Source organism: Nocardioides sp. LHG3406-4, from assembly GCF_049897745.1.
Classification (GTDB): domain Bacteria; phylum Actinomycetota; class Actinomycetes; order Propionibacteriales; family Nocardioidaceae; genus Nocardioides.
Genome location: NZ_JAFCWV010000005.1, coordinates 133,203 through 155,777, shown reverse-complemented (window position 1 = coordinate 155,777; position 22,575 = coordinate 133,203). Strand labels below are relative to the sequence as shown.

General features: G+C 70.3%; 23 protein-coding genes. 22 read left to right on the top strand and 1 reads right to left on the bottom strand.

What is annotated here, in order from left to right; genetic code table 11:
• The first annotated feature begins 3 nt into the window (after window positions 1–3).
• The 18 genes from pgsA to ACP7BP_RS17505 all read left to right on the top strand — a co-directional run bounded on the left by pgsA (window position 4) and on the right by ACP7BP_RS17505 (window position 15,939).
• On the top strand, window positions 4–627 hold the full coding sequence (pgsA, locus tag ACP7BP_RS17590) for a phosphatidylinositol phosphate synthase (protein WP_426246456.1): 624 nt from the start codon (window positions 4–6) through the stop codon (window positions 625–627).
• Window positions 628–670: 43 nt separating this feature from the next.
• Window positions 671–1,579, top strand: a complete 909-nt coding sequence (gene pdxS / locus ACP7BP_RS17585; protein WP_426246455.1) for a pyridoxal 5'-phosphate synthase lyase subunit PdxS — start codon at window positions 671–673, stop codon at window positions 1,577–1,579.
• A 261-nt stretch (window positions 1,580–1,840) separates the two neighbouring features.
• Window positions 1,841–2,407 carry an alternate-type signal peptide domain-containing protein gene (locus ACP7BP_RS17580; RefSeq protein ID WP_426246453.1) on the top strand — a complete coding sequence of 189 codons (567 nt, stop codon included), beginning with the start codon at window positions 1,841–1,843 and terminating at the stop codon, window positions 2,405–2,407.
• A gap of 11 nt (window positions 2,408–2,418) precedes the next feature.
• Window positions 2,419–2,943: a hypothetical protein gene (locus ACP7BP_RS17575; RefSeq protein ID WP_426246451.1), complete on the top strand. Its 525-nt coding sequence runs from the start codon at window positions 2,419–2,421 to the stop codon at window positions 2,941–2,943.
• Window positions 2,944–3,023: 80 nt separating this feature from the next.
• The gene (locus ACP7BP_RS17570; protein ID WP_426246450.1) at window positions 3,024–3,548 is read left to right on the top strand and encodes a signal peptidase I; all 525 of its coding nucleotides are present in this window, start codon (window positions 3,024–3,026) and stop codon (window positions 3,546–3,548) included.
• Window positions 3,549–3,565: 17 nt separating this feature from the next.
• Window positions 3,566–4,273: a hypothetical protein gene (locus ACP7BP_RS17565; RefSeq protein WP_426246449.1), complete on the top strand. Its 708-nt coding sequence runs from the start codon at window positions 3,566–3,568 to the stop codon at window positions 4,271–4,273.
• Window positions 4,266–4,877: a SipW-dependent-type signal peptide-containing protein gene (locus tag ACP7BP_RS17560; RefSeq protein ID WP_426246448.1), complete on the top strand. Its 612-nt coding sequence runs from the start codon at window positions 4,266–4,268 to the stop codon at window positions 4,875–4,877. Before ACP7BP_RS17565 ends, ACP7BP_RS17560 begins: the two co-directional genes overlap by 8 nt.
• Before the next feature lie 27 nt (window positions 4,878–4,904).
• Window positions 4,905–5,825: a signal peptidase I gene (locus ACP7BP_RS17555; protein ID WP_426246446.1), complete on the top strand. Its 921-nt coding sequence runs from the start codon at window positions 4,905–4,907 to the stop codon at window positions 5,823–5,825.
• 16 nt (window positions 5,826–5,841) lie between these two features.
• Window positions 5,842–6,441, top strand: a complete 600-nt coding sequence (gene pdxT, locus ACP7BP_RS17550) for a pyridoxal 5'-phosphate synthase glutaminase subunit PdxT (RefSeq protein ID WP_426246445.1) — start codon at window positions 5,842–5,844, stop codon at window positions 6,439–6,441.
• 14 nt (window positions 6,442–6,455) lie between these two features.
• Window positions 6,456–7,220: a YebC/PmpR family DNA-binding transcriptional regulator gene (locus ACP7BP_RS17545; RefSeq protein WP_426246444.1), complete on the top strand. Its 765-nt coding sequence runs from the start codon at window positions 6,456–6,458 to the stop codon at window positions 7,218–7,220.
• 119 nt (window positions 7,221–7,339) lie between these two features.
• Window positions 7,340–7,888: a crossover junction endodeoxyribonuclease RuvC gene (gene ruvC / locus ACP7BP_RS17540; protein WP_426246443.1), complete on the top strand. Its 549-nt coding sequence runs from the start codon at window positions 7,340–7,342 to the stop codon at window positions 7,886–7,888.
• Window positions 7,885–8,490: a Holliday junction branch migration protein RuvA gene (ruvA, locus tag ACP7BP_RS17535; protein WP_426246441.1), complete on the top strand. Its 606-nt coding sequence runs from the start codon at window positions 7,885–7,887 to the stop codon at window positions 8,488–8,490. The genes ruvC and ruvA overlap by 4 nt, the downstream gene beginning before the upstream one ends.
• The gene (gene ruvB, locus ACP7BP_RS17530) at window positions 8,487–9,587 is read left to right on the top strand and encodes a Holliday junction branch migration DNA helicase RuvB (protein ID WP_426246439.1); all 1,101 of its coding nucleotides are present in this window, start codon (window positions 8,487–8,489) and stop codon (window positions 9,585–9,587) included. The genes ruvA and ruvB overlap by 4 nt, the downstream gene beginning before the upstream one ends.
• A gap of 111 nt (window positions 9,588–9,698) precedes the next feature.
• Window positions 9,699–10,022, top strand: coding sequence for a preprotein translocase subunit YajC (gene yajC / locus ACP7BP_RS17525; protein WP_426246437.1), 324 nt, complete (start codon window positions 9,699–9,701; stop codon window positions 10,020–10,022).
• A 1-nt stretch (window position 10,023) separates the two neighbouring features.
• Window positions 10,024–11,763: a protein translocase subunit SecD gene (secD, locus tag ACP7BP_RS17520; protein WP_426246435.1), complete on the top strand. Its 1,740-nt coding sequence runs from the start codon at window positions 10,024–10,026 to the stop codon at window positions 11,761–11,763.
• Complete coding sequence (gene secF / locus ACP7BP_RS17515) at window positions 11,763–12,995, top strand: protein translocase subunit SecF (protein ID WP_426246434.1); 1,233 nt, start codon at window positions 11,763–11,765, stop codon at window positions 12,993–12,995. The genes secD and secF overlap by 1 nt, the downstream gene beginning before the upstream one ends.
• A 65-nt stretch (window positions 12,996–13,060) precedes the next feature.
• Window positions 13,061–13,531: an adenine phosphoribosyltransferase gene (locus tag ACP7BP_RS17510; RefSeq protein WP_426246768.1), complete on the top strand. Its 471-nt coding sequence runs from the start codon at window positions 13,061–13,063 to the stop codon at window positions 13,529–13,531.
• A gap of 176 nt (window positions 13,532–13,707) precedes the next feature.
• Complete coding sequence (locus ACP7BP_RS17505) at window positions 13,708–15,939, top strand: RelA/SpoT family protein (RefSeq protein ID WP_426246766.1); 2,232 nt, start codon at window positions 13,708–13,710, stop codon at window positions 15,937–15,939.
• Window positions 15,940–16,118: 179 nt separating this feature from the next.
• Here ACP7BP_RS17505 and ACP7BP_RS17500 read toward each other — a convergent pair whose 3' ends face one another.
• The gene (locus ACP7BP_RS17500) at window positions 16,119–17,357 is read right to left on the bottom strand and encodes a DUF349 domain-containing protein (protein WP_426246432.1); all 1,239 of its coding nucleotides are present in this window, start codon (window positions 17,355–17,357) and stop codon (window positions 16,119–16,121) included.
• A gap of 133 nt (window positions 17,358–17,490) precedes the next feature.
• Here ACP7BP_RS17500 and ACP7BP_RS17495 point away from each other — a divergent pair, with 133 nt between their 5' ends.
• The 4 genes from ACP7BP_RS17495 (at window position 17,491) to ACP7BP_RS17480 (ending at window position 22,515) form a co-directional block, all read left to right on the top strand.
• Entirely contained in the window at window positions 17,491–18,201 is a 711-nt protein-coding gene (locus ACP7BP_RS17495; protein WP_426246430.1) for an MBL fold metallo-hydrolase, read from the top strand.
• A gap of 7 nt (window positions 18,202–18,208) precedes the next feature.
• Window positions 18,209–19,561: a histidine--tRNA ligase gene (gene hisS, locus ACP7BP_RS17490; RefSeq protein WP_426246429.1), complete on the top strand. Its 1,353-nt coding sequence runs from the start codon at window positions 18,209–18,211 to the stop codon at window positions 19,559–19,561.
• Window positions 19,558–21,345 (top strand): aspartate--tRNA ligase, encoded by a 1,788-nt coding sequence (gene aspS, locus ACP7BP_RS17485; protein ID WP_426246427.1) that lies wholly within the window; start codon window positions 19,558–19,560, stop codon window positions 21,343–21,345. Before hisS ends, aspS begins: the two co-directional genes overlap by 4 nt.
• Window positions 21,346–21,498: 153 nt before the next feature.
• Window positions 21,499–22,515: an ABC transporter permease gene (locus ACP7BP_RS17480; RefSeq protein ID WP_426246426.1), complete on the top strand. Its 1,017-nt coding sequence runs from the start codon at window positions 21,499–21,501 to the stop codon at window positions 22,513–22,515.
• The last annotated feature ends 60 nt before the right edge of the window (window positions 22,516–22,575 follow it).

Genomic DNA, 22,575 nt, shown 5'->3' with positions numbered 1-22,575 from the left:
CCCGTGCTGGACAGGTTCAAGGGCTTCTGGCAGAGCGTCATGCTCGCGCCGTTCGTCAAGCTCTTCATCAAGCTGGGGATCAGCCCCGATGCCGTCACGCTCGTCGGCACCCTCGGGGTGTGCGCCGGCGCGCTCATCTTCTTCCCGCAGGGGATGCTCTGGCAGGGCGTGCTGTTCATCACCGCGTTCGTCTTCAGCGACCTGGTCGACGGGCAGATGGCCCGCACCCTCGGCCGCACCGACAAGTTCGGCGCGTTCCTCGACTCCACGCTCGACCGGATCGCCGACGGAGCGGTCTTCGGCGGACTCGCGCTCTACTTCGCCTGGGTCGCCGACGACCGGCTCTACCTCGCGCTCTCGCTGGTGTGCCTGGTCATGGGCGGCGTGACGTCGTACGCCCGCTCGCGCGGCGAGGGGCTGGGCTTCAACGCCAAGACCGGCATCGCCGAGCGCGCCGACCGGCTCGTGGCCATCCTCGTACTGACCTTCTTCGGCGACGTGCTGGACCTGCCCATCCTCTACGAGGTGACCCTGTGGGCGCTCGCCGTCGCCAGCACGGTCACCGTGGTGCAGCGCGTGCTGCTCGTCCGCAGGCAGGCGCTCGCCCCGACGGGGTCCGAGGGCTGATCCCGGCGTCGGGGTGCGGCACCGCTCGCCGTACGATTCGACCATGGCAGACAGCACCCCCGAGCAGACCCCGACGACCGGCACCTCCCGCGTGAAGCGCGGCATGGCAGAGATGCTCAAGGGCGGCGTGATCATGGACGTCGTCACCGCCGAGCAGGCCAAGATCGCCGAGGACGCCGGGGCCGTGGCGGTGATGGCACTCGAGCGCGTGCCGGCCGACATCCGCGCGCAGGGCGGCGTCAGCCGGATGAGCGACCCCGACATGATCGACTCGATCATCGAGACGGTGTCGATCCCGGTGATGGCCAAGGCGCGCATCGGCCACTTCGCCGAGGCGCAGATCCTGCAGAGCCTGGGCGTCGACTACATCGATGAGTCCGAGGTGCTGACCCCGGCCGACTACGCCAACCACATCGACAAGTGGCAGTTCACCGTGCCGTTCGTGTGCGGCGCGACCAACCTCGGCGAGGCGCTGCGGCGCATCACCGAGGGCGCCGCGATGATCCGCTCCAAGGGTGAGGCCGGCACGGGCGACGTCTCCAACGCCGTGACCCACATGCGCACCATCCGGGCCGAGCTGCGCCGGCTCCAGGGCCTCGAGCCCGACGAGCTCTACGTCGCCGCGAAGGAGCTGCAGGCGCCGTACGACCTGGTCAAGGAGGTCGCCGAGGCGGGCAAGCTCCCGGTGGTGCTCTTCACCGCGGGCGGCATCGCGACGCCGGCCGACGCAGCGATGATGATGCAGCTCGGCGCCGAGGGCGTGTTCGTCGGATCGGGCATCTTCAAGGCCGGTAACCCCGAGCAGCGTGCCGCGGCGATCGTCGCGGCCACGACCTTCCACGACGACCCCGACGTCGTCGCGAAGGTGAGCCGTGGTCTGGGTGAGGCGATGGTCGGCATCAACGTCGAGGACATCCCTCAGCCGCACCGGCTCGCCGAGCGCGGTTGGTGACGTCTCCGCTGGCGAGATAGCTCGCGTGCGGCGCGCTGCCCCGGTAGCGAGCCCGGCGACCCATTTGTGACGCGGGAAGGACCTGTGGCGCGCCGCGAGGTGACTGGCCAGAGGGCCAGGTCAGTAGTCCGTTCGGGCTACTCGCACCTGGCCCGTTCGGGCCACCGATGACTACGCGTTCGCGCGTCTGCGGTAGTCGGGTCGATGGTGAGTCGTCATCTCGGGTGAATGTGCCTTAATCCACCATGAGTAGGACCACCCATGAACAAGATCACCAAGGGCGCCCTCGCAGCCGTCGTCGCGGCCGTGCTTCTGCTGGGTGGAGCGGGCACGCTCGCCTTCTGGACCGACAGCCAAGACGTCGACGCCGGGTCGATCAGCACCGGTCACCTCAGCATGGTCGCCGTACCGGGCGACACGGGCACGTGGACCGACATCACGGACGGTGGCTCGGCCGCGATCAGCGACCTGGCGGCCTTCAACATGGCGCCGGGTGACACCCTGCAGTACGCCCGCACCTTCACCATCGACGCTGAAGGCGACAACCTCACGGCCGGGCTCTCCACGAGCGCGTTGACGCCGCCGGCATCCGACCTCGCCGCCTGGGTGAGCTCGACGGTCAGCACCTCCGGCACCGCCGCCCCCGCTGTGGTCACCAGCGCCGACGACGGCGCCACCATCACAGTGCTGGTAGACGTGGCCTTCGACCCGGCGACGCCCGGCAAGGTCGCCAACGGCGGCGTCAACGCCGGGGACGACGACGGCCTCGACCTGTCCTCGCTCACCATCAACCTCGATCAGAGCCAAGGCGCCGCGCAGGGCAACTGAGCCACCAGGCTATGAGCCGAATTCTCGTGCTCATGGTCGTCCTGGTGGGCCTCGGCGTTCTAGCGACGTGGGGGACCACCGGAGCGTCCTGGCGCGACCGACAGAGCCTCGATGCCGGCGCTGTACGGACCGGGAACCTGATCCTGCTCAACGGGGACGAGGGCAACGAGGTCAACACCTTCGGATTCACCGCCCTCTCCAACACCGAGATGGGACCGGGGGACTTCGCGCAGGCACCTCTCAGCATGGCCAACGCAGGCACCGCCGACCTGCGATACCGCCTTGCCGGCTGGACCTCGACCAGCCCCGACCTGCGAGCGCACCTCGAGCTGACCGTCACCGTGGTGCCGAGCGCGGCGGACTGCCCGACCACAGGCGCCCAACCCGGGGCTCCGGTCGCGCCCGCGACCCTGCGCCCCCTGGGGGCGGACGCGTCCGAGACGCTGTGCATCCGGATGACGCTCCCCAACGCGACCCCGCAAACGGCCATGTCCGGCACGGTGTCCTTCGAGTGGTATGCCGAGCAGGACCTGTGACCGCAACTCAGATCAGCATCGGTCCCGGTCAGGACGCAACCGCTGCCGGAAGGTGGCTCGGGCGGCTTCTCGCATGGCTGGTGATTCTGGCGTGCGCGGCACTGCTCACCGCGATGGTGCTGGTGCCGAGACTCGCCGGAGCCACGCCGTACACCGTGCTCACCGGTTCGATGACGCCGACCTACCCCCCGGGCACCCTGGTCGTGGCGAAGCCGGCCGACCCGTCGGAGCTGGGCGTCGGTGTGCCGATCACGTATCAACTTGACTCCGGCCAACCCGCCGTGGTCACGCACCGGATCGTGCAGGTGCAGCAGAACTCCGACGGGGAGATGCATTACGTCACCCGGGGGGACGCCAACAACGCCAACGACCCCGAGCCGGTGCGACCGGTGCAGATCAGGGGAAGGGTCTGGTATGCCCTGCCCTACGTCGGCTACCTGAACTCCGCCCTGAACGGCAGCCAGCACCAGGCGCTCGTGCTCATGGTCGCGGGTGGGCTTGCGCTGTATGCCGCCTACATGTTCGCCAGCGCGGCCTTCGGCAGGCTTCGTGATGGCGATGACGCCACGGACGGTGCGGCCGGGGAAGGCAAGGGCCAGCCATGAGACGCCACGGTCCTTCCGTGGTCACCCCTCTGGTCACCGCCGTCGTAGGTGCTGTCGTACTGCTGAGCGCCGCGCCGTCGTATGCGGATGGCGAGATCGGCCTGAGCCTGGACGGCCAGACCTGGACCGCACACCTCGATCGCCCGCTGTTCCCCGCCGCCCATCGATGGGTTCCCGGTGACCGGCTCACCGCATCGCTATGGGTGCGCAACCAAACCCACCACGATGCCGCGCTCACCATCACCTTGACCACCCGCGGGTCGGGCGCACTGTTCGGCGCAGGGGAGACCAGCCTCGTCGCGACCGTGCGTGGTCGATCGGTAAAGGTCCGCGAAGACGGAAGGAGCCGGCTGGTCGATCTCGGCCGGGTCGCCGGCGGGGCTCCCGTCCGTGTCGACCTTGCCGTGGCGATCGCCGGCACGTCGACGAACCTCTCGCAGAGACGCACCACCCTGCTCAACCTCGGCGCCCAGCTGACCCAGCAGAAAGCCGACGCGGGCGGCTCCACCACCGGAACGCCGGGCAACCCAGGCGACAGCAGCCCGGACGACGGTGATGCCGATGCCAGGGATGCCGAGGATCGCGATGCCGGCGGAGGGAACTCCGATTCCCTGCCCGGCACAGGGGCGCCTGCGGTCCGCGGGCTGGTGCTGTTGGGCGCGCTGAGCCTTGGAGTAGGGCTCGCCCTGATTGCTCGTCATCGGAAAGGTCCGCACCATGACTGATCGCACCCCGACCGATCGCACGCCGGCTGAGGGCAGGTTGACCGCCGGTCCCACCACCAGCCAGCGGATCCGGGCGCTGCTCTCACTCGGTGTCCTGCTCGGCCTCGGCGCCACGAGCACGATGGCCGCTTGGACCGACGACGCCTCCGCCACCTCGGGAGCCTTCGTCACCGGGACGCTCGACCTCAAGCTAGGTGACCCGGCCGTGGACGACAATCCGCCCGAGTTCTCCACCGTCTTCTCGATGGCAGACATGGCGCCCGGATCGTCGAAGGACGCCGTGTTGCGCGTTGTCAACTCCGGCAGTCTGCCGTTCACGTTCACCGCCTCCAGTGCGGCGACGAACAGCGGAGGAGGCGCCGACCAGCTGGGCTCGGCCCTGCGGCTTGCGGTGTACCCCAGCAGCAGCGCCGGTGCGTGCACGGGGGCTGCGATCGTGCCCGACGGCCCCGCCAACGGTCCGCTCCTGCCAGCGCAACCTGCACTCGCGGACGGCGCGACTCGGGACCTGTGCTTCCAGGCCACCCTGCCGGCGACCGCGGTCTCGGCGCTGCAAGACACGACGAGCATCGTGACCATCACCCTCATCGCCACCACCAGCTGAGCCACGACCGTCCAGGAGAGCGCGACCATGATCCGACCGACCCACATCGCCCGAGAGGTGTTGCTCACCGTGGGAGCTGTCCTGGGAGTGGTGTGTGTGCTCGCGACGGTGGCTGCATTGGCGTTCGGGGTGACGCCGCTCGTCTTCCGTTCGGGCTCGATGGCACCCACGATCCCGACCGGGTCGCTTGCGCTGGCCCGCGACATCCCCGCCACCGACGTCAAGGTCGGCGACGTCGTGAGCGTGCCCAGAGAGGGCACCCGGATCAGTCATCGGGTCACCATCGTGGAGCCCGGCAGTCTCGGGGGGCGCACCCAGTTGACGCTGCGTGGGGATGCCAACGAGCTGGCCGACGCCACGCCGTACGTCGTGGAGCGAGTGGACCTGGTCTTCTTCCATGTCGATGGACTGGGCTACGCCGTCGCCTGGCTGTCGAGCCCGGCCGCAGCGTTCGTCGGTGGCGGACTGGCCGTGCTGTTGGTGATGTTGGCCTTTCGGCGCGGCCCGGGCGCTCCGCGCCGCCGTCGCACGTCCGGACCGGCCGCCACCCTGCTCGCGGTCACCCTTTTCACTGTGGTGGGAGGGGCTGGTGCCAGCCGTGTCGACGGGACGTTCGCGGCGTTCACCGACAGCGCCGGGGCACCCGGTGGCGCGTTTGCGACGACGAGCGTGCCACCGCCTGCCAGCTTCACCTGCGGCACGCTCGGCTTCTTGTCCGTACGCTTCAACTGGACCGCGGTGCCGGGAGCAACGAGCTACACCGTCCACTCCGGCCTCGGGGGCGACCAGACGCAGACCGTCACGGGCACGACCATCACCCTGAACTCGGCGCTCGACGGCGGGACCGCTTGGGTGGAGGCGAACCGGAGCTACGGCTCGACGACCTGGACCTCGGCCCCGTCGCAGACGCACGGCTACACGGTTGCGGTGCTGAGCCTCTGCGTCTGACGACTACGATCCCCGGGTGCCTGCCCCCACCATCGGCGTCTTCGCGCTCCAGGGCGACGTCCGCGAACACCTCCGCGTGCTGACGGATCTCGGCGCTCGCGCCGTCGGCGTACGCCGCCCGTCCGAGCTGGCGGCCTGCCACGGCCTGGTCCTCCCGGGCGGTGAGTCCACCACCATGGTCAAGCTCGCGCGCACGTTCGACCTGGTCGAGCCGCTCCGCGAGCGGATCGCCGGCGGGATGCCGACCTTCGGCACGTGCGCGGGCATGATCCTGCTCGCCGACCGCATCCTCGACGGCATCGCGGGCCAGGAGACCCTGGGCGGCCTCGACGTGACCGTGCGCCGCAACGCGTTCGGACGGCAGGTGGACTCGTTCGAGGGCGGGCTCGAGTTCGCCGGGCTCGACGCACCCGTCCAGGCGGTGTTCATCCGGGCGCCGTGGGTGGAGGAGGCGGGCCCCGGCGTGCAGGTCCTTGCCACCGTCCCGGCCGGACCCGCGATGGGTAGGATCGTGGCGGTCCGCGAAGGGCACCTGATGGCCACGTCCTTCCACCCCGAGGTGGCCACGGACGATCGCGTCCACCGCTCCTTCGTGCACCTCGTCACGCAGTCGTAGGAAGGGAACACCCGATGTCAGGCCACTCCAAGTGGGCGACGACCAAGCACAAGAAGGCGGTCGTCGACGCCAAGCGCGGCAAGCTCTTCGCGAAGATGATCAAGAACATCGAGGTCGCCGCCCGGATGGGCGGGGGAGACCCGGCCGGCAACCCGACGCTGTACGACGCCATCCAGAAGGCCAAGAAGTCCTCGGTCCCCAACGACAACATCGACCGCGCGGTCAAGCGCGGATCCGGTGCGGAGACGGGCGGCGCCGAGTACCAGACGATCATGTACGAGGGCTACGGCCCGTCCGGCGTCGCGATGCTCATCGAGTGCCTCACCGACAACCGCAACCGGGCGGCGATGGAGGTCCGCACCGCCATGACCCGCAACGGCGGCTCGCTGGCCGACCCCGGTTCGGTGTCCTTCCTCTTCAACCGCAAGGGCGTCGTGCTCGTGCCGGTCGAGCAGGAGGGCAGGCAGGTCACTGAGGACGACGTCCTGGAGGCGACGCTCGAGGCGGGCGCCGACGCGGTCAACGACCTGGGTGAGTCCTTCGAGGTCGTCTCCGAGCCCACCGACCTGGTGGCCGTGCGCACGGCCCTGCAGGCGGCCGGGGTCGACTACGACTCCGCCGAGGCGTCGTTCGTGCCCGACCTGCAGGTCGAGCTCGACAAGGACGGCGCGGCCAAGGTGTTCCGCCTTGTCGACGCCCTCGAGGACCTCGACGACGTGCAGAACGTCTTCGCCAACTTCGACGTGCCCGACGCCGTGATGGCCGAGCTCGACGCCTGACCGGCGGGTCGGCCTCCCGCACGCGTGTCGTCCGGCGTACGCCGCGTCGGCCGGGTTAGCGTGTCTCCCGAACACACGTTCGGACATGCCGGACGGTTCGGCAGGTGGAGGAGACGCGCATGCGGGTGCTCGGGATCGATCCCGGCCTGACCAGGTGCGGCATCGGCGTCGTGGACGGTGAGGTCGGTCGTCCCCTCACGCTCGTCGACGTCAACGTGATCCGCACCTCCGCCGATCGTCCCGTCGCCGAGCGACTCGTCACGATCGAGAAGGGCATCGACGCTTGGCTCGACGACTACGCGCCCGACGCGGTGGCCGTGGAGCGCGTCTTCGCCCGCTCCGACTCGAGCACGATCATGGGGACCGCGCAGGCCAGCGGCATCGCCATGGTCGCCGCCGCCCGTCGCGGGCTGCCGATCGCGCTGCACACCCCGTCGGAGGTCAAGGCCGCCGTCTCCGGCAGCGGGCGTGCCGACAAGGCCCAGGTCACGGCCATGGTCACCCGCATCCTGCGACTCGATGCGCCGCCGAAGCCGGCCGACGCCGCCGACGCGCTGGCCCTGGCCATCACCCACATCTGGCGAGGGGGCGCGCAGGCCCGCATCGACGCCGCTATGGCTCGCCAGCAGCTCGCGCTCGCCGCACACCAGAGGAGCAGCCGCCGATGATCGCGTTCGTCCGTGGAGAGGTAGCCGCCGTCACGTTGAGCTCGGCGGTCGTCGAGGTCGGCGGGATCGGCCTCGAGCTGATGTGCACGCCCGCCACCCTCGCCACCCTCCGCACCGGCCAGCGCGCGACGCTGCCCACCAGCATGGTGGTGCGCGAGGACTCGCTGACCCTCTTCGGCTTCCTCGACGACGACGAGAAGTCGACCTTCGAGCTCGTGCAGACCGCGTCGGGGGTCGGGCCCAAGCTCGCCCAGGCGATGGTCGCCGTACTCCCTCCCGACGACCTGCGGCGCGCCGTGGCGTCCGAGGACGTCGCGACGCTCACCAAGGTCCCCGGCATCGGCCAGAAGGGTGCCCAGCGGATCATCCTCGAGCTGCGCGACCGCCTCGGGGCGCCCGCTGCGGCCGTGCACGCCGGAAGCGCGGTCCCGGCCGCCACGTGGCGCGACCAGGTGCAACAGGGACTGGTCGGCCTGGGCTGGTCGGCGAAGGAGGCCGACCAGGCCGTCGACGCCGTGGCCGACCAGGCTGACGTGGCCGGCGACACCCCCGACGTCGGTGCTCTGCTGCGCGCCGCCCTCCGCACCCTGAGCAAGGCATGAGGAGCGAGCCCGAGATGTACGACGACCAGCTGGGCGCCGCCGAGGAGGAGCACCTCCGCTCGCTCACCGTCGCCGAGGCCGACGGCGACGAGCGCGCGGTCGAGGCGGCCCTGCGGCCGCGCAGCCTCGACGAGGTCGTCGGGCAGGTGCGGGTGCGCAACCAGCTCGGGCTCGTGCTCGAGGCAGCCCGGCAGCGCGGCCGCGCTCCCGATCACGTGCTCCTCTCCGGGCCACCAGGGCTCGGCAAGACGACGCTGGCGATGATCATCGCCGCGGAGATGTCCACGCCCCTGCGGCTGACCAGCGGCCCGGCCATCACGCACGCCGGCGACCTCGCCGCGATCCTCTCCGGACTCAACGAGGGAGACGTGCTCTTCGTCGACGAGATCCACCGGATGTCCCGGCCCGCCGAGGAGATGCTCTACATGGCGATGGAGGACTTCCGCGTCGACGTCGTCATCGGCAAGGGGCCCGGTGCCACGGCGATCCCGCTGGACATCCCGTCGTTCACCCTGGTCGGCGCCACCACCCGGGCCGGCCTGCTGCCCGGCCCGCTGCGTGACAGGTTCGGCTTCACCGCGCACCTGGAGTTCTACGAGCCGCACGAGCTCGACCGCATCGTCCAGCGCTCGGCCGGTCTGCTCGACGTCGACGTCCGGCCCGACGGCACCAGCGAGATCGCCTCGCGCTCGCGCGGCACGCCACGCATCGCCAACCGGCTGCTGCGCCGGGTCCGTGACTTCGCGCAGGTGCGCGCCGACGGTGTGGTGACCCTTGACGTGGCGCGCGCGGCGCTCGAGCTCTACGAGGTCGACGAGGCCGGGCTCGACCGCCTCGACCGGGGCGTGCTCGACGTGCTGTGCCGCCGGTTCGGCGGCGGACCGGTCGGCGTCTCCACGCTCGCGGTGGCGGTCGGGGAGGAGCGCGAGACGGTCGAGGAGGTGGCCGAGCCGTTCCTGGTGCGCTGCGGCTACCTCGCCCGCACCCCGCGGGGCCGGGTGGCCACGGCCGCTGCGTGGCGCCACCTCGGGCTCGCCGTGCCCGCAGGCGCCGGGATCGGCGATGCCACGCTGTTCGAGGAGCTGGACACGCCCTAGGTTCCGCGCCGCAAGGTGTCGCGGCGTACACTCCGTCGTTGGTCGGCCTGTGTGGGGAAAACCCCGCCAATCGGTGGCCGCCACTCCATGTCGTGATCGCGAGGAACTGCTGTGCCGGAGCTCGCCTCCCTTCTGCCCATCGTGGCCATTGCCCTGATCTTCTGGTTGCTGATAGTGCGCCCTGCGTCGCGCCGCCAGAAGGAGGTCGCCCGTCTCCAGTCCGGGCTCGACACCGGTGACAAGGTGATGCTCAGCGCCGGCATCTACGGCGTCATCACGGCCGCCACCGACGACCGCGTGCACGTGCAGATCGCCGACGGCGTCGTCGTCGAGGTGGCGCGTGCCGCCGTCGCCGCGGTCGACCGGATCGACGCCTCCGACGACGCGTCCGGCTCCGACGACCCGACCGCCCCGCCGACCGCGGGCGAGGCCTGACATGGCGACCCGGACCAAGGGCTACCGGCCCGGGCGCACCCTCGTGGCGTACTTCGCCGGGCTCGCCATCCTGTTCGGGCTGGTCGCGCTCGGGGGCGCCTGGAAGCCCGAGCTCGGACTCGACCTCCAGGGCGGCACCCGGATCACGCTGATCGCCAAGGGCAACCCGGACGCGGCCAACCTCGAGGAGGCCCGCAAGATCATCGACCAGCGGGTCAACGGCTCCGGTGTCAGCGAGGCCGAGGTCGTCACCGAGGGCAGCGGGATCATCGTCGTGGAGATCCCCGGCGAGAACCGGCGCGACCTCGTGGAGACCGTGGAGCGCCAGGCACAGCTGCGCTTCCGGCTCGTGGCCCTGAGCGCCCAGGGCGTCGGTGCCCAGCCGACCGATCCCACCACTCCCGACACCCCGGGCGACGGCGTGCTCGCGCCGCCGAAGCCGACGCCGAGCACCAAGCCGGGAGACGGCAAGACTGGCAGCCAGTCGGGCGACGAGCCCGGCGGGGAGCCGACGGCCACCCCCAAGAACCGGGTTCCCTACGCCTGGGCCGACGGGGAGTCCCCGACGCCCAGCGATCCTCCGGCCACCCCGTCCGACGACTCGACCGTCGTCGTGCCGAGCGACGGTGCGACCGGCGGCGGCGGCGAGGCGTCGGTCGACGACCCGCTGCAGTGGATGAACAACCCCGGCCAGCAGTGGACCCAGAAGTTCAACGAGTTCACCTGCCCGCCCGGTGGGGCCATCCCGGTCGTCGACGACAACCCGGCCAAGCCGCTCATCACCTGCGACGAGTCGGGTCAGAAGTTCCTGCTGTCGAAGGCGATGATCGAGGGCACCGCCCTCGACGACGCCAACACGGCACCCCCGGACCAGTCGAACACCCAGTGGCGCGTGCAGCTCCAGTTCGACGGTCCCGGCACCAAGACGTTCACGACCATCAGCCAGACCCTGTTCAACACCCAGAAGCAGTTCGCGATCGTGCTCGACGGCAACGTGATCTCCGCACCCACGATGAACGGCCTCATCACCGACGGCCAGGCGGAGATCAGCGGCGACTTCACCCAGACGAGCGCCGACAGCCTCGCGACCAGCCTGAAGTTCGGCGCCCTGCCCATCTCCTTCGAGGACCCCTCGACCGAGACGATCGGCCCGTCGCTCGCCGGTGACCAGCTCACCGCCGGCCTGACCGCAGGCGCCGTCGGCCTCGGCCTGGTGCTGATCTACTGCCTGCTCTACTACCGCGGGCTCGGTCTGGTCGTGGTCGCGTCCCTGCTGGTCGCCGCCGCGACGACGTACGCCCTGGTCCTGCTGCTCAGCAAGACGGCCGGGTTCACGCTGACCCTGCCGGGCATCGCGGGACTGATCATCGCCGTCGGCATCACGGCCGACTCGTTCATCATCTTCTTCGAGCGAATACGCGACGAGATGCGTGAGGGCAAGTCGATGCGGGTCGCCGTGGAGACCGGCTGGAAGCGCGCCAAGGTCACCCGCCTGGCCGCCCAGGTGGTCTCGCTGCTCTCCGCGGCGGTGCTCTACATCTTCGCCACCGGCGTGGTGAAGGGGTTCGGGTTCGCGCTCGGCCTCACCACGATCGTCGACCTCGCGATCCTCTTCTGGTTCACGAAGCCGATGGTGTCGTGGCTGGCCCGATTCAGGTTCTTCAACAGTGGACACCGGCTGTCCGGCCTCAGCACCGAGACACTCGGCATGGACCCGGCACCCGTGGGAGGTAAGGCCTGATGGGCAAGTTCTCGCGACTCGGCAACGAGCTGTACGGCGGCCGCAAGTCCTACGACTTCGTCCACAAGAAGACCCTCTGGTACCTCGTCTCGATCGTCCTGGTGACCGCCGCGATCGCGGTCGTGCTGCTGCGCGGCCTCAACTTCGGCATCGAGTTCACCGGCGGCACCCAGTACAAGGTGTCGCTGCCCGCCAGCCAGGTGAACCAGACCAGTGCCGACACCATCCGTGAGGCGGTGGCCGGGGCCGGGGTGGCCGAGGCCGAGGCGCCGATCGTGACGACCGCCGGCGAGGCCGTCCTGGTCCAGGTCGAGGAGCTCACCCAGGCGGAGAGCGACAAGATCACGACCGCCATCGAGGGGTCGATGGACGGCGTCCAGGACATCTCCCAGGACGAGATCAGCGCCAGCTGGGGCGAGGAGGTCGCCCAGCGGGCGGCCCTCGGTGTCGCCGTCTTCATCGTCTTGGTGATGCTCTTCATCGGCATCTACTTCCGCGAGTGGAAGATGTCGATCGCCGCCTTCGTCGCGCTGTTCCACGACATCGCGATCACCATCGGCGTCTATGCGCTGTCGGGCTTCCAGGTGACGCCGTCGGCGGTCACCGGCCTCCTCGCGATCCTGGGCTTCTCCCTGTACGACACCGTCGTGGTGTTCGACAAGATCAAGGAGAACACCCACCAGATGCGGCAGAGCCGCCAGACGTATGCGGAAGCGGCCAACCTCGCGGTCAACCAGACCCTGGTGCGCTCGATCAACACCGGCATCGTCGCCTTGATCCCGATCGGTGCGATCCTCTACGTCAGCGCCGTCCAGCTCGGCTCCAGCTCGTTGCAAGACCTCGCCCTGTCGCAGTTCGTCGGCATGGCGGTCGGCGTCTACTCGTCCATCTTCCTGGCACCCCGCGTGCTCGTGCACCTGAAGTCCAACGAGACCGAGGTCGTTCTCGCCGAGAAGCGGGCCAAGGCCCGGGCCAGGGCTGCCGCCGACAAGTACGCCGCGGTCCCGACGACCCTCGCCGAGGACACTCCGGTGGTCGACCCGGACCACGATCCCGTCGACGGTGCCGTGCCGGCCGCCGCTCCGGCCCGGACGGCGCCACGCCGGCAGCAGGAGGCGACCGGCCGCGGCCGGGTGGCTCCCGCGGCCCGCGGTCCGGTGCAGCCCAGCGCCAGCTCAGGAGGCCGCAACCAGCCCAGCCGGAAGCCGCGGTCCAAGCGCGGCAAGCCGTGATCGACGCCCGCGAGGCGACGGCACGACTGGTCCGCGACGTACCCGACTTCCCGCTACCCGGCGTGATGTTCAAGGACATCACCCCGCTGCTCGCCGACCACGAGGCCTTCGAGGCGGTCGTGGACGCGCTGGCAGCGGCCGGGCGGGACGCCGACGGGGTCACCACGGTCGACAAGGTCATCGGCATGGAGGCCCGCGGCTTCATCGTCGCGGCGCCCGTCGCGCTGGCCCTGCGCGCCGGGTTCGTGCCGGTGCGCAAGGCCGGCAAGCTGCCCGGCCAGGTGCACGCGGTGACCTTCGACCTCGAGTACGGCTCCGCGACCCTGGAGATCCACCGCGACGCGGTGGCGCCGGGCGAGCGGGTGCTGCTGGTCGACGACGTGCTGGCCACCGGCGGCACGGTCGCCGCCGCGCGTGAGCTCGTCGAGGCGTGCGGTGGCGAGGTGGTCGGCGTGGCGATGCTGATGGAGCTGACGTTCCTGCCCGGCCGCGAGGCGGTCGGGGACCTCCCGCTCACGGTGCTGATGTCGGTCTGACACCGGGTCGCGCCGGGAGGCCACTGGCGCACGTCATTAGACTCGAACACATGCCCGACGACGTCACCGCCCCGCAGACGCGGGAGGGTGCGCCCCAGGGGCCCGAGGCGCCACCCGAGACACCTGCTGCCCCGTCGGCGGCGCCCGCCGCCCCGGTCGCCCAGTCCGGTCGCGGCATGCGAGCCCGGCTGGCCCGGATCGGCACCCGCAGCCAGCCCGGCCACGCCGTGCTCGAGCCGCTCTTCCGCGCAGTACGCGCCAACCACCCCAAGGCCGACCTGGCCCTGCTCGAGCGCGCCTATCTCGTCGCCGAGAAGATGCACGCCAGCCAGATGCGCAAGAGCGGTGACCCCTACATCACCCACCCGCTCGCGGTGACGACGATCCTCGCCGACATCGGCATGACCGAGCCGACGCTCGTCGCCGCGCTGCTCCACGACACCGTCGAGGACACGCCGTACACCCTCGACGAGCTGCGGGCCGACTTCGGCGACGAGGTCGCCCACCTGGTCGACGGCGTCACCAAGCTCGACAAGGTGAAGTACGGCGAGACCGCCCAGGCCGAGACGATCCGCAAGATGATCGTGGCGATGTCTCGCGACATCCGCGTGCTGGTCATCAAGCTCGCCGACCGCCTCCACAACATGCGCACGCTGCGCTACGTGCCGCAGACCTCGCAGGAGCGCACCGCGCGCGAGACGCTCGACATCTACGCCCCGCTGGCCCACCGGCTCGGGATGAACACCCTCAAGTGGGAGCTCGAGGACCTGGCGTTCGCGACCCTGCACCCCAAGATCTACGACGAGATCGTGCGGCTGGTCGCCGAGCGTGCCCCGTCGCGCGACCAGTTCCTGGCCGAGGTGATCGCCAAGGTCGACGAGGACCTCAAAGAGGCGAAGATCAAGGCGAAGGTCACCGGCCGGCCCAAGCACTACTACTCGATCTACCAGAAGATGATCGTCGGCGGCCGCGAATTCTCCGACATCTACGACCTGGTCGGCATCCGCGTGCTCGTCGAGGAGGACCGCGACTGCTACTCCGTCCTGGGCGTCCTGCACTCCCGGTGGAACCCGGTGCTCGGCCGGTTCAAGGACTACGTCGCGATGCCGAAGTTCAACATGTACCAGTCGCTCCACACCACGGTGATGGGGCCCCAGGGCAAGCCCGTCGAGCTGCAGATCCGCACGTTCGGGATGCACCGACGCGCCGAGTACGGCGTGGCCGCGCACTGGAAGTACAAGGAGAACGGCCGCGCCGGCGTCGACACCGACCGGTCCGGCGACATGGACGACATGACCTGGCTGCGCCAGCTGATGGACTGGCAGAGCGAGGTCGAGGATCCGGGCGAGTTCCTGGAGTCGCTGCGCTTCGAGATCAACCGGGCCGAGGTCTACGTCTTCACCCCGCGCGGCGACGTCATGGCCCTGCCGGTCGGGGCCAGCCCGGTCGACTTCGCGTACGCCGTGCACACCGAGGTCGGGCACCACACCATCGGCGCCCGGGTGAACGGTCGGCTCGTGCCGCTGGAGTCGACCCTCGACAACGGCGACGTGGTCGAGGTGTTCACCAGCAAGGCCGCCACCGCCGCTCCCTCACTCGACTGGCTCGGGTTCGTGAAGTCGCCGCGGGCTCGCTCGAAGATCCGCCAGTGGTTCACCAAGGAGCGCCGCGAGGAGGCGATCGACCGGGGCAAGGAGCAGATCGCCCGGCTGATGCGCAAGGAGGGCCTGCCCCTCAAGCGGCTGCTCTCCCACGAGTCGCTGATGCTGGCGGCGGTGCACTTCAAGCTGGCCGACGTCTCCGCGCTCTACGCCGCGGTCGGCGAGGGCAACCTGTCGGCCCAGGCCGTCGTACGCCGCGTCATCGACCTGCACGGCGGCGACGAAGGTGCCGCGGAGGACCTGGCCGAGGGCGTGACCATCACCGGCACCCGGGGCCGCACGAAGACCTCGAGCGGCGGGGACAGCGGGGTCGTCGTCCAGGGCGTCGACGATGTCTGGGTCAAGCTCGCGAAGTGCTGCACGCCGGTGCCGCCCGACCCGATCCTGGGGTTCGTCACCAAGGGCGGCGGCGTGTCGGTGCACCGGCGCGACTGCACCAACGCCTCCAGCCTGGAGCGGCAGCCCGAGCGGCTGCTGCCGGTGGAGTGGGCACCGACGTCGCAGTCGACCTTCCTCGTCAACATCCAGGTCGAAGCGCTCGATCGGGCCCGCCTGCTCTCCGACATCACCATGGCCCTGTCGGACACCCACGTGAACATCCTCAGCGCCACCCTGTCGACCACCCGCGACCGCGTCGCCAAGAGCCGCTTCACCTTCGAGATGGCCGACGCCAAGCACCTCGACAACGTGCTCCGCGCCGTACGCGGTGTGCCGGGCGTCTTCGACGCCTACCGCGTCACCCAGTAGGCGCCCAGCCTCGTCCCGGTTGGGGCGTGCGGGCCCGCGCGCGCTGGCTCATCAACCACACCCCCACGATTGGTCACAAACCGCATGAAATCGGGTAGGACACCTGCGGTTTGTGAGCAATCGTGGGGCTCGAGTCTGGCCATCAGCCGACCATGGTCGGCTGATGGCCAGCGGCGGGGTCAGCCGCCGAACTCGCTCGACGCCCGCTTGGCCATGTCGAGGAAGGCGCGGCGGGAGGTGAGGTTCTCCTCCAGCGACTTCACGGCCTTCTCGTTGCCCTCGGCGCTGGCCCGCTCCAGCTCGGCCTCGATGTCGGCGATGGCGGCCTCGAGCTTGGCGACCATGTCGTCGGCGCGGGCCGACTTCTCGGGGTCGGTGCGCTTCCACTTGTCGTCCTCGACACCGCGAATGGCCTGCTCGACCTTGCGGATGCGGGCCTCGAGGTCCTTGATCCGGTCGCGGGGCACCTTGCCGGCGGCGTCCCAGCGGTCGGAGAGGTCCCGGAAGGCCCGCTTGGCGGCCTCGAGGTCGGTGACCGGCAGCAGGGCCTCGGCCTCGGCCAGGATCGCCTCCTTGACCTCGGCGTTGGCGGCGAACTCCTGGTCGAGCTCGGCGCTGGCGGCGTCGCGGGCACCGAAGAAGCTGTCCTGCGCACCACGGAAGCGTCGCCAGAGCCTCTCGTCGACCTCGCGGGGGGCCGGCCCCGCGGCCTTCCACTCGCGCATCAGGTCGCGGAAGCGGCCCGCGGTCGGGCCCCAGTCGGTGGAGTCGGCGAGCGTCTCGGCCTCGGATGCCAGCCGCTCCTTGACGACTCGTGCGCTGTCGCGCTTCTCGTGCTGCTCGGCGAAGTGCGCCTTGCGGCGCCGCGTGTAGGCGGTGCGGGCGGTGGAGAACCGGCGCCACAGAGAGTCGTCGGTGGCCTTGTCGAGGCGGGGGAGCGCCTTCCACTGGTCGAGCAGCTCGCGCAGCCGGTTGGCGCCGTTGCGCCAGTCGTTGCTGTCGGCCAGCCGCTCGGCCTCGGCGACGAGCTTCTCCTTCTCCTGCTTGGACTCCGCCGCCTTCTGCGCGCGCTCCGCCTTGCGCGCCTCCCGCTGGGTGGCGATGACCGGGCCCATGGAGTCGAGCTTGGCGGTGAGCGCGTCGAGATCACCGACCGCGTGTGCCCCTACGACCTGCTCACGCACCGTCTTGACGGACGCCGAGGCCTCCTCGGGGCTGAGTACGCCGGAGGCGATGCGTTGGGTCAGCAGGCCGACCTCGAACTCGAGCGCGGCGTACCGCTCGGTGAAGAAGGTGAGCGCTTCCTCGGGTGTGCCCTCGGTGTACTGGCCGACGGCACGTTCGCCCTCGGCGGTCTTGACGAATACGGTGCCGTCCTCGGCCACCCGGCCCCACTCGGACTGCTGCTGCGCGCTCATGGGTGGCCATGCTAGTCAATGGCTAGTCAATGGCGAGCCATTGCCGGGACCGGCCGATGCAATGCCGATCCGCCGCTCGGTAGGCTGGCCCACCGATCGACGACACCTCCATCCGAGCGCTAGGACCCATGCCGTGTTCATCGCAGGCTTCCCTGCCGGCCCCTGGGGGACCAACTGCTACGTCGTCGCGACCGGCCCCGGTGCGGAGTGCGTGGTCGTCGACCCGGGCAAGGACGCCGCCGCAGGCGTCGACCAGGTCGTGCGCGAGCACAGGCTCAAGCCCGTCGCCGTCCTGGTCACCCACGGGCACGTCGACCACATGTGGTGCGTCGCCCCCGTGGCCGGCAGCTACGACGCCACGGCGTTCATCCACCCCAGCGACCGGCACCTCCTGACCGACCCGATGGCCGGCGTCTCGGCCGACACGGCCCAGATGTTCCTCGGCGGCAGCTACGAGTGGGCCGAGCCCGACGACGTACGCGAGCTTGCCGACGCGCAGGGCCTGGAGCTGGCTGGGGTGAGCTTCGTGGTCGACCACACACCTGGTCACACCGCGGGCTCGGTGACGTTCCGTACGCCGTACGACGAGCAGGACGTCTCGCAGCTGATGTTCTCGGGTGACCTGCTGTTCGCCGGCTCGATCGGGCGCACCGACCTGCCCGGAGGCGACCATCCGACGATGCTGCGCAGCCTGACCGACAAGGTGCTGCCGCTGCCCGACGACGTCGTCGTGCTCCCGGGCCACGGGGAGCAGACCTCGATCGGTCGCGAACGCGCCACCAACCCCTTCCTGCAGGAGCTGCTCGACAGCGGCTCCGCGGGGCGGACCACCCGAGGACTGTGAAGAAGACATGAGCAAGCCAAGCCCGCTGAGCGGGTTCCCCGAGCTTCTGCCCGCGCAGCGGGTCGTCGAGCGCGAGATCGTCGCCTCGCTGTCGCGCACCTTCGAGCTGCACGGCTTCGCGAACATCGAGACCCGCGTCGTCGAGCCACTGGAGCGGCTCGCCAAGGGCGGCGAGATCGACAAGGAGATCTACGTGCTGCGCCGGCTCCAGGCCGAGGATTCAGACGTCGACTCCGGCGGCAACATGTTGGGCCTGCACTTCGACCTCACCGTGCCCTTCGCGCGCTACGTGCTGGAGCACGCCGGCAAGCTGGAGTTCCCCTTCCGGCGCTTCCAGATCCAGCCGGCCTGGCGCGGCGAGCGTCCGCAGGAGGGCCGCTACCGGCAGTTCACCCAGGCCGACATCGACATCGTCGGCCGCGACGAGCTCGGCTTCCACCACGACGTGGAGGTCGTGCGGGTGATGGTCGAGGCGCTCGACGCGCTGCCGCTGCCCGGGCTGTCGTTCCAGGTCAACAACCGCAAGCTGATCCAGGGCTTCTACCGCGGGCTCGGCATCCCCGATGTCACCGCGGCGATCAAGGCGATCGACAAGCTCGACAAGCTGCCGTCCGACGAGGTCGCCAGGCTGCTGGTCGAGCAGGCGGGAGCGACGCCGGAGCAGGCCCAGCGCTGCCTCGAGCTCGCCGGCATCCGCGTCGCCGACACGTCGTTCGTCCAGCAGGTCCGGGAGCTCGGAGTCGGCGACGAGCTGCTCGACCAGGGCCTCACCGAGCTGGCGGCCGTCATCGACGGCTGCGCCTCCGCGGTCAACGACCACGTCCGGGTCGAGGCCAACCTGCGCATCGCGCGGGGCCTCGACTACTACACCGGCACCGTCCTGGAGGTCTTCATGGACGGCTATGAGCGGCTGAAGTCGGTCGGCGGCGGCGGACGGTACGACGCCCTCGCGAGCGACGGCCGGACGACGTACCCCGGCGTCGGCGTCTCGTTCGGTGTCTCCCGCACCCTGATCCCGCTGCTGGCCGACGGCGTGCTCGACGGCAGCCGCCCGGTGCCGAGCGCGGTGCTGGTCGCGCTGGTGGACGAGGACTCCCGCGGCCACAGCCTCGCCGTCGCGCAGCAGCTGCGCGCCCGCGGAATCCCCTGCGAGGTGGTCGCGCATCCCCAGAAGTTCGGCAAGCAGATCCGCACCGCTGAGCGTCGTGGCATCCCGTTCGTGTGGTTCCCGAGCGCCGACGGCAGCCACGAGGTCAAGGACATCCGCACGGGGGAGCAGGTGGCCGCTGACCCGGCGGCCTGGACCCCACCCACCGAGGACCTGCGCCCGCGGGTCGTCATGAAGGAGCAAGAGCTGTGATCCGCACCCATGACGCCGGCGCCCTGCGCGCCGAGCACGTCGGACAGACCGTCACCCTCGCCGGCTGGGTGGCGCGTCGCCGCGACCACGGCGGCGTGGCCTTCCTCGACCTCCGCGAGGCCAGCGGCGTGGTCCAGGTCGTCGTCCGCGACGAGGCCGTCGCGCACAGCCTGCGCAGCGAGTTCTGCCTGAAGGTGACCGGCGAGGTGTCCCTGCGTCCCGAGGGCAACGCCAACCCGAGCCTGCCCTCGGGTGACATCGAGGTCATCGCCACCGACCTCGAGGTGCTCAGCACGTCGGCCCCGCTACCGTTCCCCGTCGACGACACCGCCTCCCACAAGGGGGGCGACGTGGGGGAGGAGGCCCGGCTCAAGCACCGCTACCTCGACCTGCGCCGTACCGCTCCGAGCAAGGCCCTCCGCCTGCGCAGCAAGGTCAACAAAGCCGCACGCGACGTCCTCGACGCCCACGACTTCGTCGAGATCGAGACGCCCACCTTGACGCGGAGCACGCCCGAGGGCGCCCGTGACTTCCTGGTGCCCGCCCGGCTCCAGCCCGGCAGCTGGTACGCCCTGCCGCAGAGCCCGCAGCTGTTCAAGCAGCTGCTGATGGTCGCCGGCATGGAGCGCTACTACCAGATCGCGCGCTGCTACCGCGACGAGGACTTCCGCGCCGACCGGCAGCCGGAGTTCACCCAGCTCGACCTCGAGATGAGCTTCGTCGAGCAGGACGACGTCCTCGCGATCGCCGAGGAGGTGCTGTCGGCGCTGTGGAAGCTCGTCGGGTACGACGTGCCGACGCCGCTGCCCCGGATGACGTACGCCGAGGCGATGGCGCGCTTCGGGTCCGACAAGCCCGACCTGCGGATGGGGCTGGAGCTCGTCGAGTGCACCGACTACTTCAAGAACACCCCGTTCCGGGTGTTCCAGGCCGACTACGTCGGTGCGGTCGTGATGCCAGGCGGCGCGAGCCAGCCGCGCAAGCAGCTCGACGCGTGGCAGGAGTGGGCCAAGCAGCGCGGTGCCAAGGGGCTGGCCTACGTCCTCGTCCAGGACGACGGCGAGCTGGGCGGCCCGGTCGCCAAGAACCTCAGCGACGAGGAGAAGGCCGGTCTCGCCGCCCACGTCGGTGCGGAGCCCGGTGACTGCGTCTTCTTCGCCGCCGGCCCGGTCAAGACCAGCCGGGCGCTGCTCGGCGCCGCCCGCCTCGAGATCGGTCGCCGCGGCGGCCTCATCGACGAGAGCGCGTGGAGCTTCCTGTGGGTCGTCGACGCACCGCTCTTCGAGCCGGCCGGTGACGCGACCGCCGCGGGCGACGTGGCCGTCGGCGGCGGCGCCTGGACCGCCGTACACCACGCCTTCACCTCGCCCAAGGACCTCGAGACGTTCGACTCCGAGCCCGGTAGCGCGCTGGCCTGGGCCTACGACATCGTCTGCAACGGCAACGAGATCGGCGGCGGCTCCATCCGTATCCACCGCGACGACATCCAGCGGCGCGTCTTCGCGGTGATGGGCCTCGGGGAGGACGAGGCGCAGGAGAAGTTCGGGTTCCTCCTGGAGGCCTTCAAGTACGGCGCGCCCCCGCACGGCGGCATCGCGTTCGGCTGGGACCGCATCGTGGCCCTGCTCGCCGGGGCCGACTCGATCCGCGAGGTGATCGCGTTCCCGAAGTCGGGTGGCGGGTACGACCCGCTGACCGCCGCCCCTGCACCGATCACGGCTGAGCAGCGCAAGGAGGCCGGTGTCGACGCAGTCGCGTCGAAGGACGTCCCGTCAGAGGGATGACGCGCAGGACAACAGGTCGAGACCAGATCGTTACGCTCAGGTGATCGCTCGTGCGGTCTGTGTCACATAGAGTCCCGTTCGGCGCCGACGGCGTCACCGGGACGAGTCCCCGGCACGGACTGAAGACGGCTTGCCCGTCCGAACGAGGTGAGTATGTCGATTCCCGGCGCGGGCGAGGTCATGACCACGCACTCGGAGGACTCGGTCGTCGAGGACGCGACCGCTCCCAGAGAGTCGACGACCGGACGCTCACCGCTGAGGATCGCGGTAGGCCGGCTCCGCCAGGACACCGTGGCGATGGTGTGTCTCGCGATCGTGGCCGTCTTCGTCCTCATCGCGATCTTCGCCGGCGTGATCGCCGGCTTCTTCGACGTCGCCCTGGGGCCGGGCAACCCGGCCCAGCAGCTCGACTTCCTCGGTGACGGCATGCCGCTCAAGGGCCCGCCCAACTACAGCTTCGACCCCGAGCACCCGTTCGGTGTCGCGCCCAAGACGGCCGTCGACAACCTCGCCTACTGGCTCTACGGCTGCCGCACCTCCCTGACCATCGCCTCGACCGCGACCTTGTTCGCCACGCTCATCGGTGTCGTGATGGGCCTGGTCGCCGGTTTTGCGGGCGGCGTGCTCGACAAGGTCATCTCGTTCGTCACCGACCTGTTCCTCACGCTGCCGTTCCTGCTGATGGCCCTGGTCATCGCGCCGATCATCAACTCCCGGTTCGCCGACGACCCGGCGTACCCGACGCTCCAGAAGTGGAGCCTGGTCGCCATCTTGGTGATGTTCGGCTGGATGGGCGTGTGCCGCCTGGTGCGCGGCGAGACGATGTCCCTGCGCGAGCGCGAGTTCATCCAGGCCTCCCGGGTGATCGGCATGCCCACCCGCCGCATCCTGTTCAAGGAGCTGCTGCCCAACCTGGTCGCCCCGATCGTGGTCGCCGTCTCGCTGATGCTGCCGGCCTTCATCGCCGCCGAGGCCGGCCTGGCCTTCCTCGGGGTCGGCGTCACCCAGGGCGCCTCGTGGGGCCAGACGATCCTGCAGGCGAGCCCCTACTTCGAGAAGTACCCCCTCTACCTCTGGGAGCCCCTGCTGGGCATCGTGATCCTGGTGGTGGCTCTCAACCTGCTCGGTGACGCGATCCGCGACGCCGTCGACCCCAAGACCCGGCGCTGAACGGCCCCATCTGCCGAGCTCGGCAGTCCCCAGGAATGTTGTCGCGAGCGCCCGTCTCGT

Coding starts and splice junctions, on each gene's coding strand:
- pdxS (WP_426246455.1), top strand. CDS start 671: ATGGCAGACAGCACCCCCGAGCAGACCCCGACGACCGGCACCTCCCGC.
- ACP7BP_RS17580 (WP_426246453.1), top strand. CDS start 1,841: ATGAACAAGATCACCAAGGGCGCCCTCGCAGCCGTCGTCGCGGCCGTG.
- ACP7BP_RS17575 (WP_426246451.1), top strand. CDS start 2,419: ATGAGCCGAATTCTCGTGCTCATGGTCGTCCTGGTGGGCCTCGGCGTT.
- ACP7BP_RS17560 (WP_426246448.1), top strand. CDS start 4,266: ATGACTGATCGCACCCCGACCGATCGCACGCCGGCTGAGGGCAGGTTG.
- ACP7BP_RS17555 (WP_426246446.1), top strand. CDS start 4,905: ATGATCCGACCGACCCACATCGCCCGAGAGGTGTTGCTCACCGTGGGA.
- ACP7BP_RS17545 (WP_426246444.1), top strand. CDS start 6,456: ATGTCAGGCCACTCCAAGTGGGCGACGACCAAGCACAAGAAGGCGGTC.
- ruvC (WP_426246443.1), top strand. CDS start 7,340: ATGCGGGTGCTCGGGATCGATCCCGGCCTGACCAGGTGCGGCATCGGC.
- ruvA (WP_426246441.1), top strand. CDS start 7,885: ATGATCGCGTTCGTCCGTGGAGAGGTAGCCGCCGTCACGTTGAGCTCG.
- ruvB (WP_426246439.1), top strand. CDS start 8,487: ATGAGGAGCGAGCCCGAGATGTACGACGACCAGCTGGGCGCCGCCGAG.
- secD (WP_426246435.1), top strand. CDS start 10,024: ATGGCGACCCGGACCAAGGGCTACCGGCCCGGGCGCACCCTCGTGGCG.
- secF (WP_426246434.1), top strand. CDS start 11,763: ATGGGCAAGTTCTCGCGACTCGGCAACGAGCTGTACGGCGGCCGCAAG.
- ACP7BP_RS17510 (WP_426246768.1), top strand. CDS start 13,061: ATGTTCAAGGACATCACCCCGCTGCTCGCCGACCACGAGGCCTTCGAG.
- ACP7BP_RS17505 (WP_426246766.1), top strand. CDS start 13,708: ATGCGAGCCCGGCTGGCCCGGATCGGCACCCGCAGCCAGCCCGGCCAC.
- ACP7BP_RS17500 (WP_426246432.1), bottom strand. CDS start 17,357: ATGAGCGCGCAGCAGCAGTCCGAGTGGGGCCGGGTGGCCGAGGACGGC.
- hisS (WP_426246429.1), top strand. CDS start 18,209: ATGAGCAAGCCAAGCCCGCTGAGCGGGTTCCCCGAGCTTCTGCCCGCG.
- ACP7BP_RS17480 (WP_426246426.1), top strand. CDS start 21,499: ATGTCGATTCCCGGCGCGGGCGAGGTCATGACCACGCACTCGGAGGAC.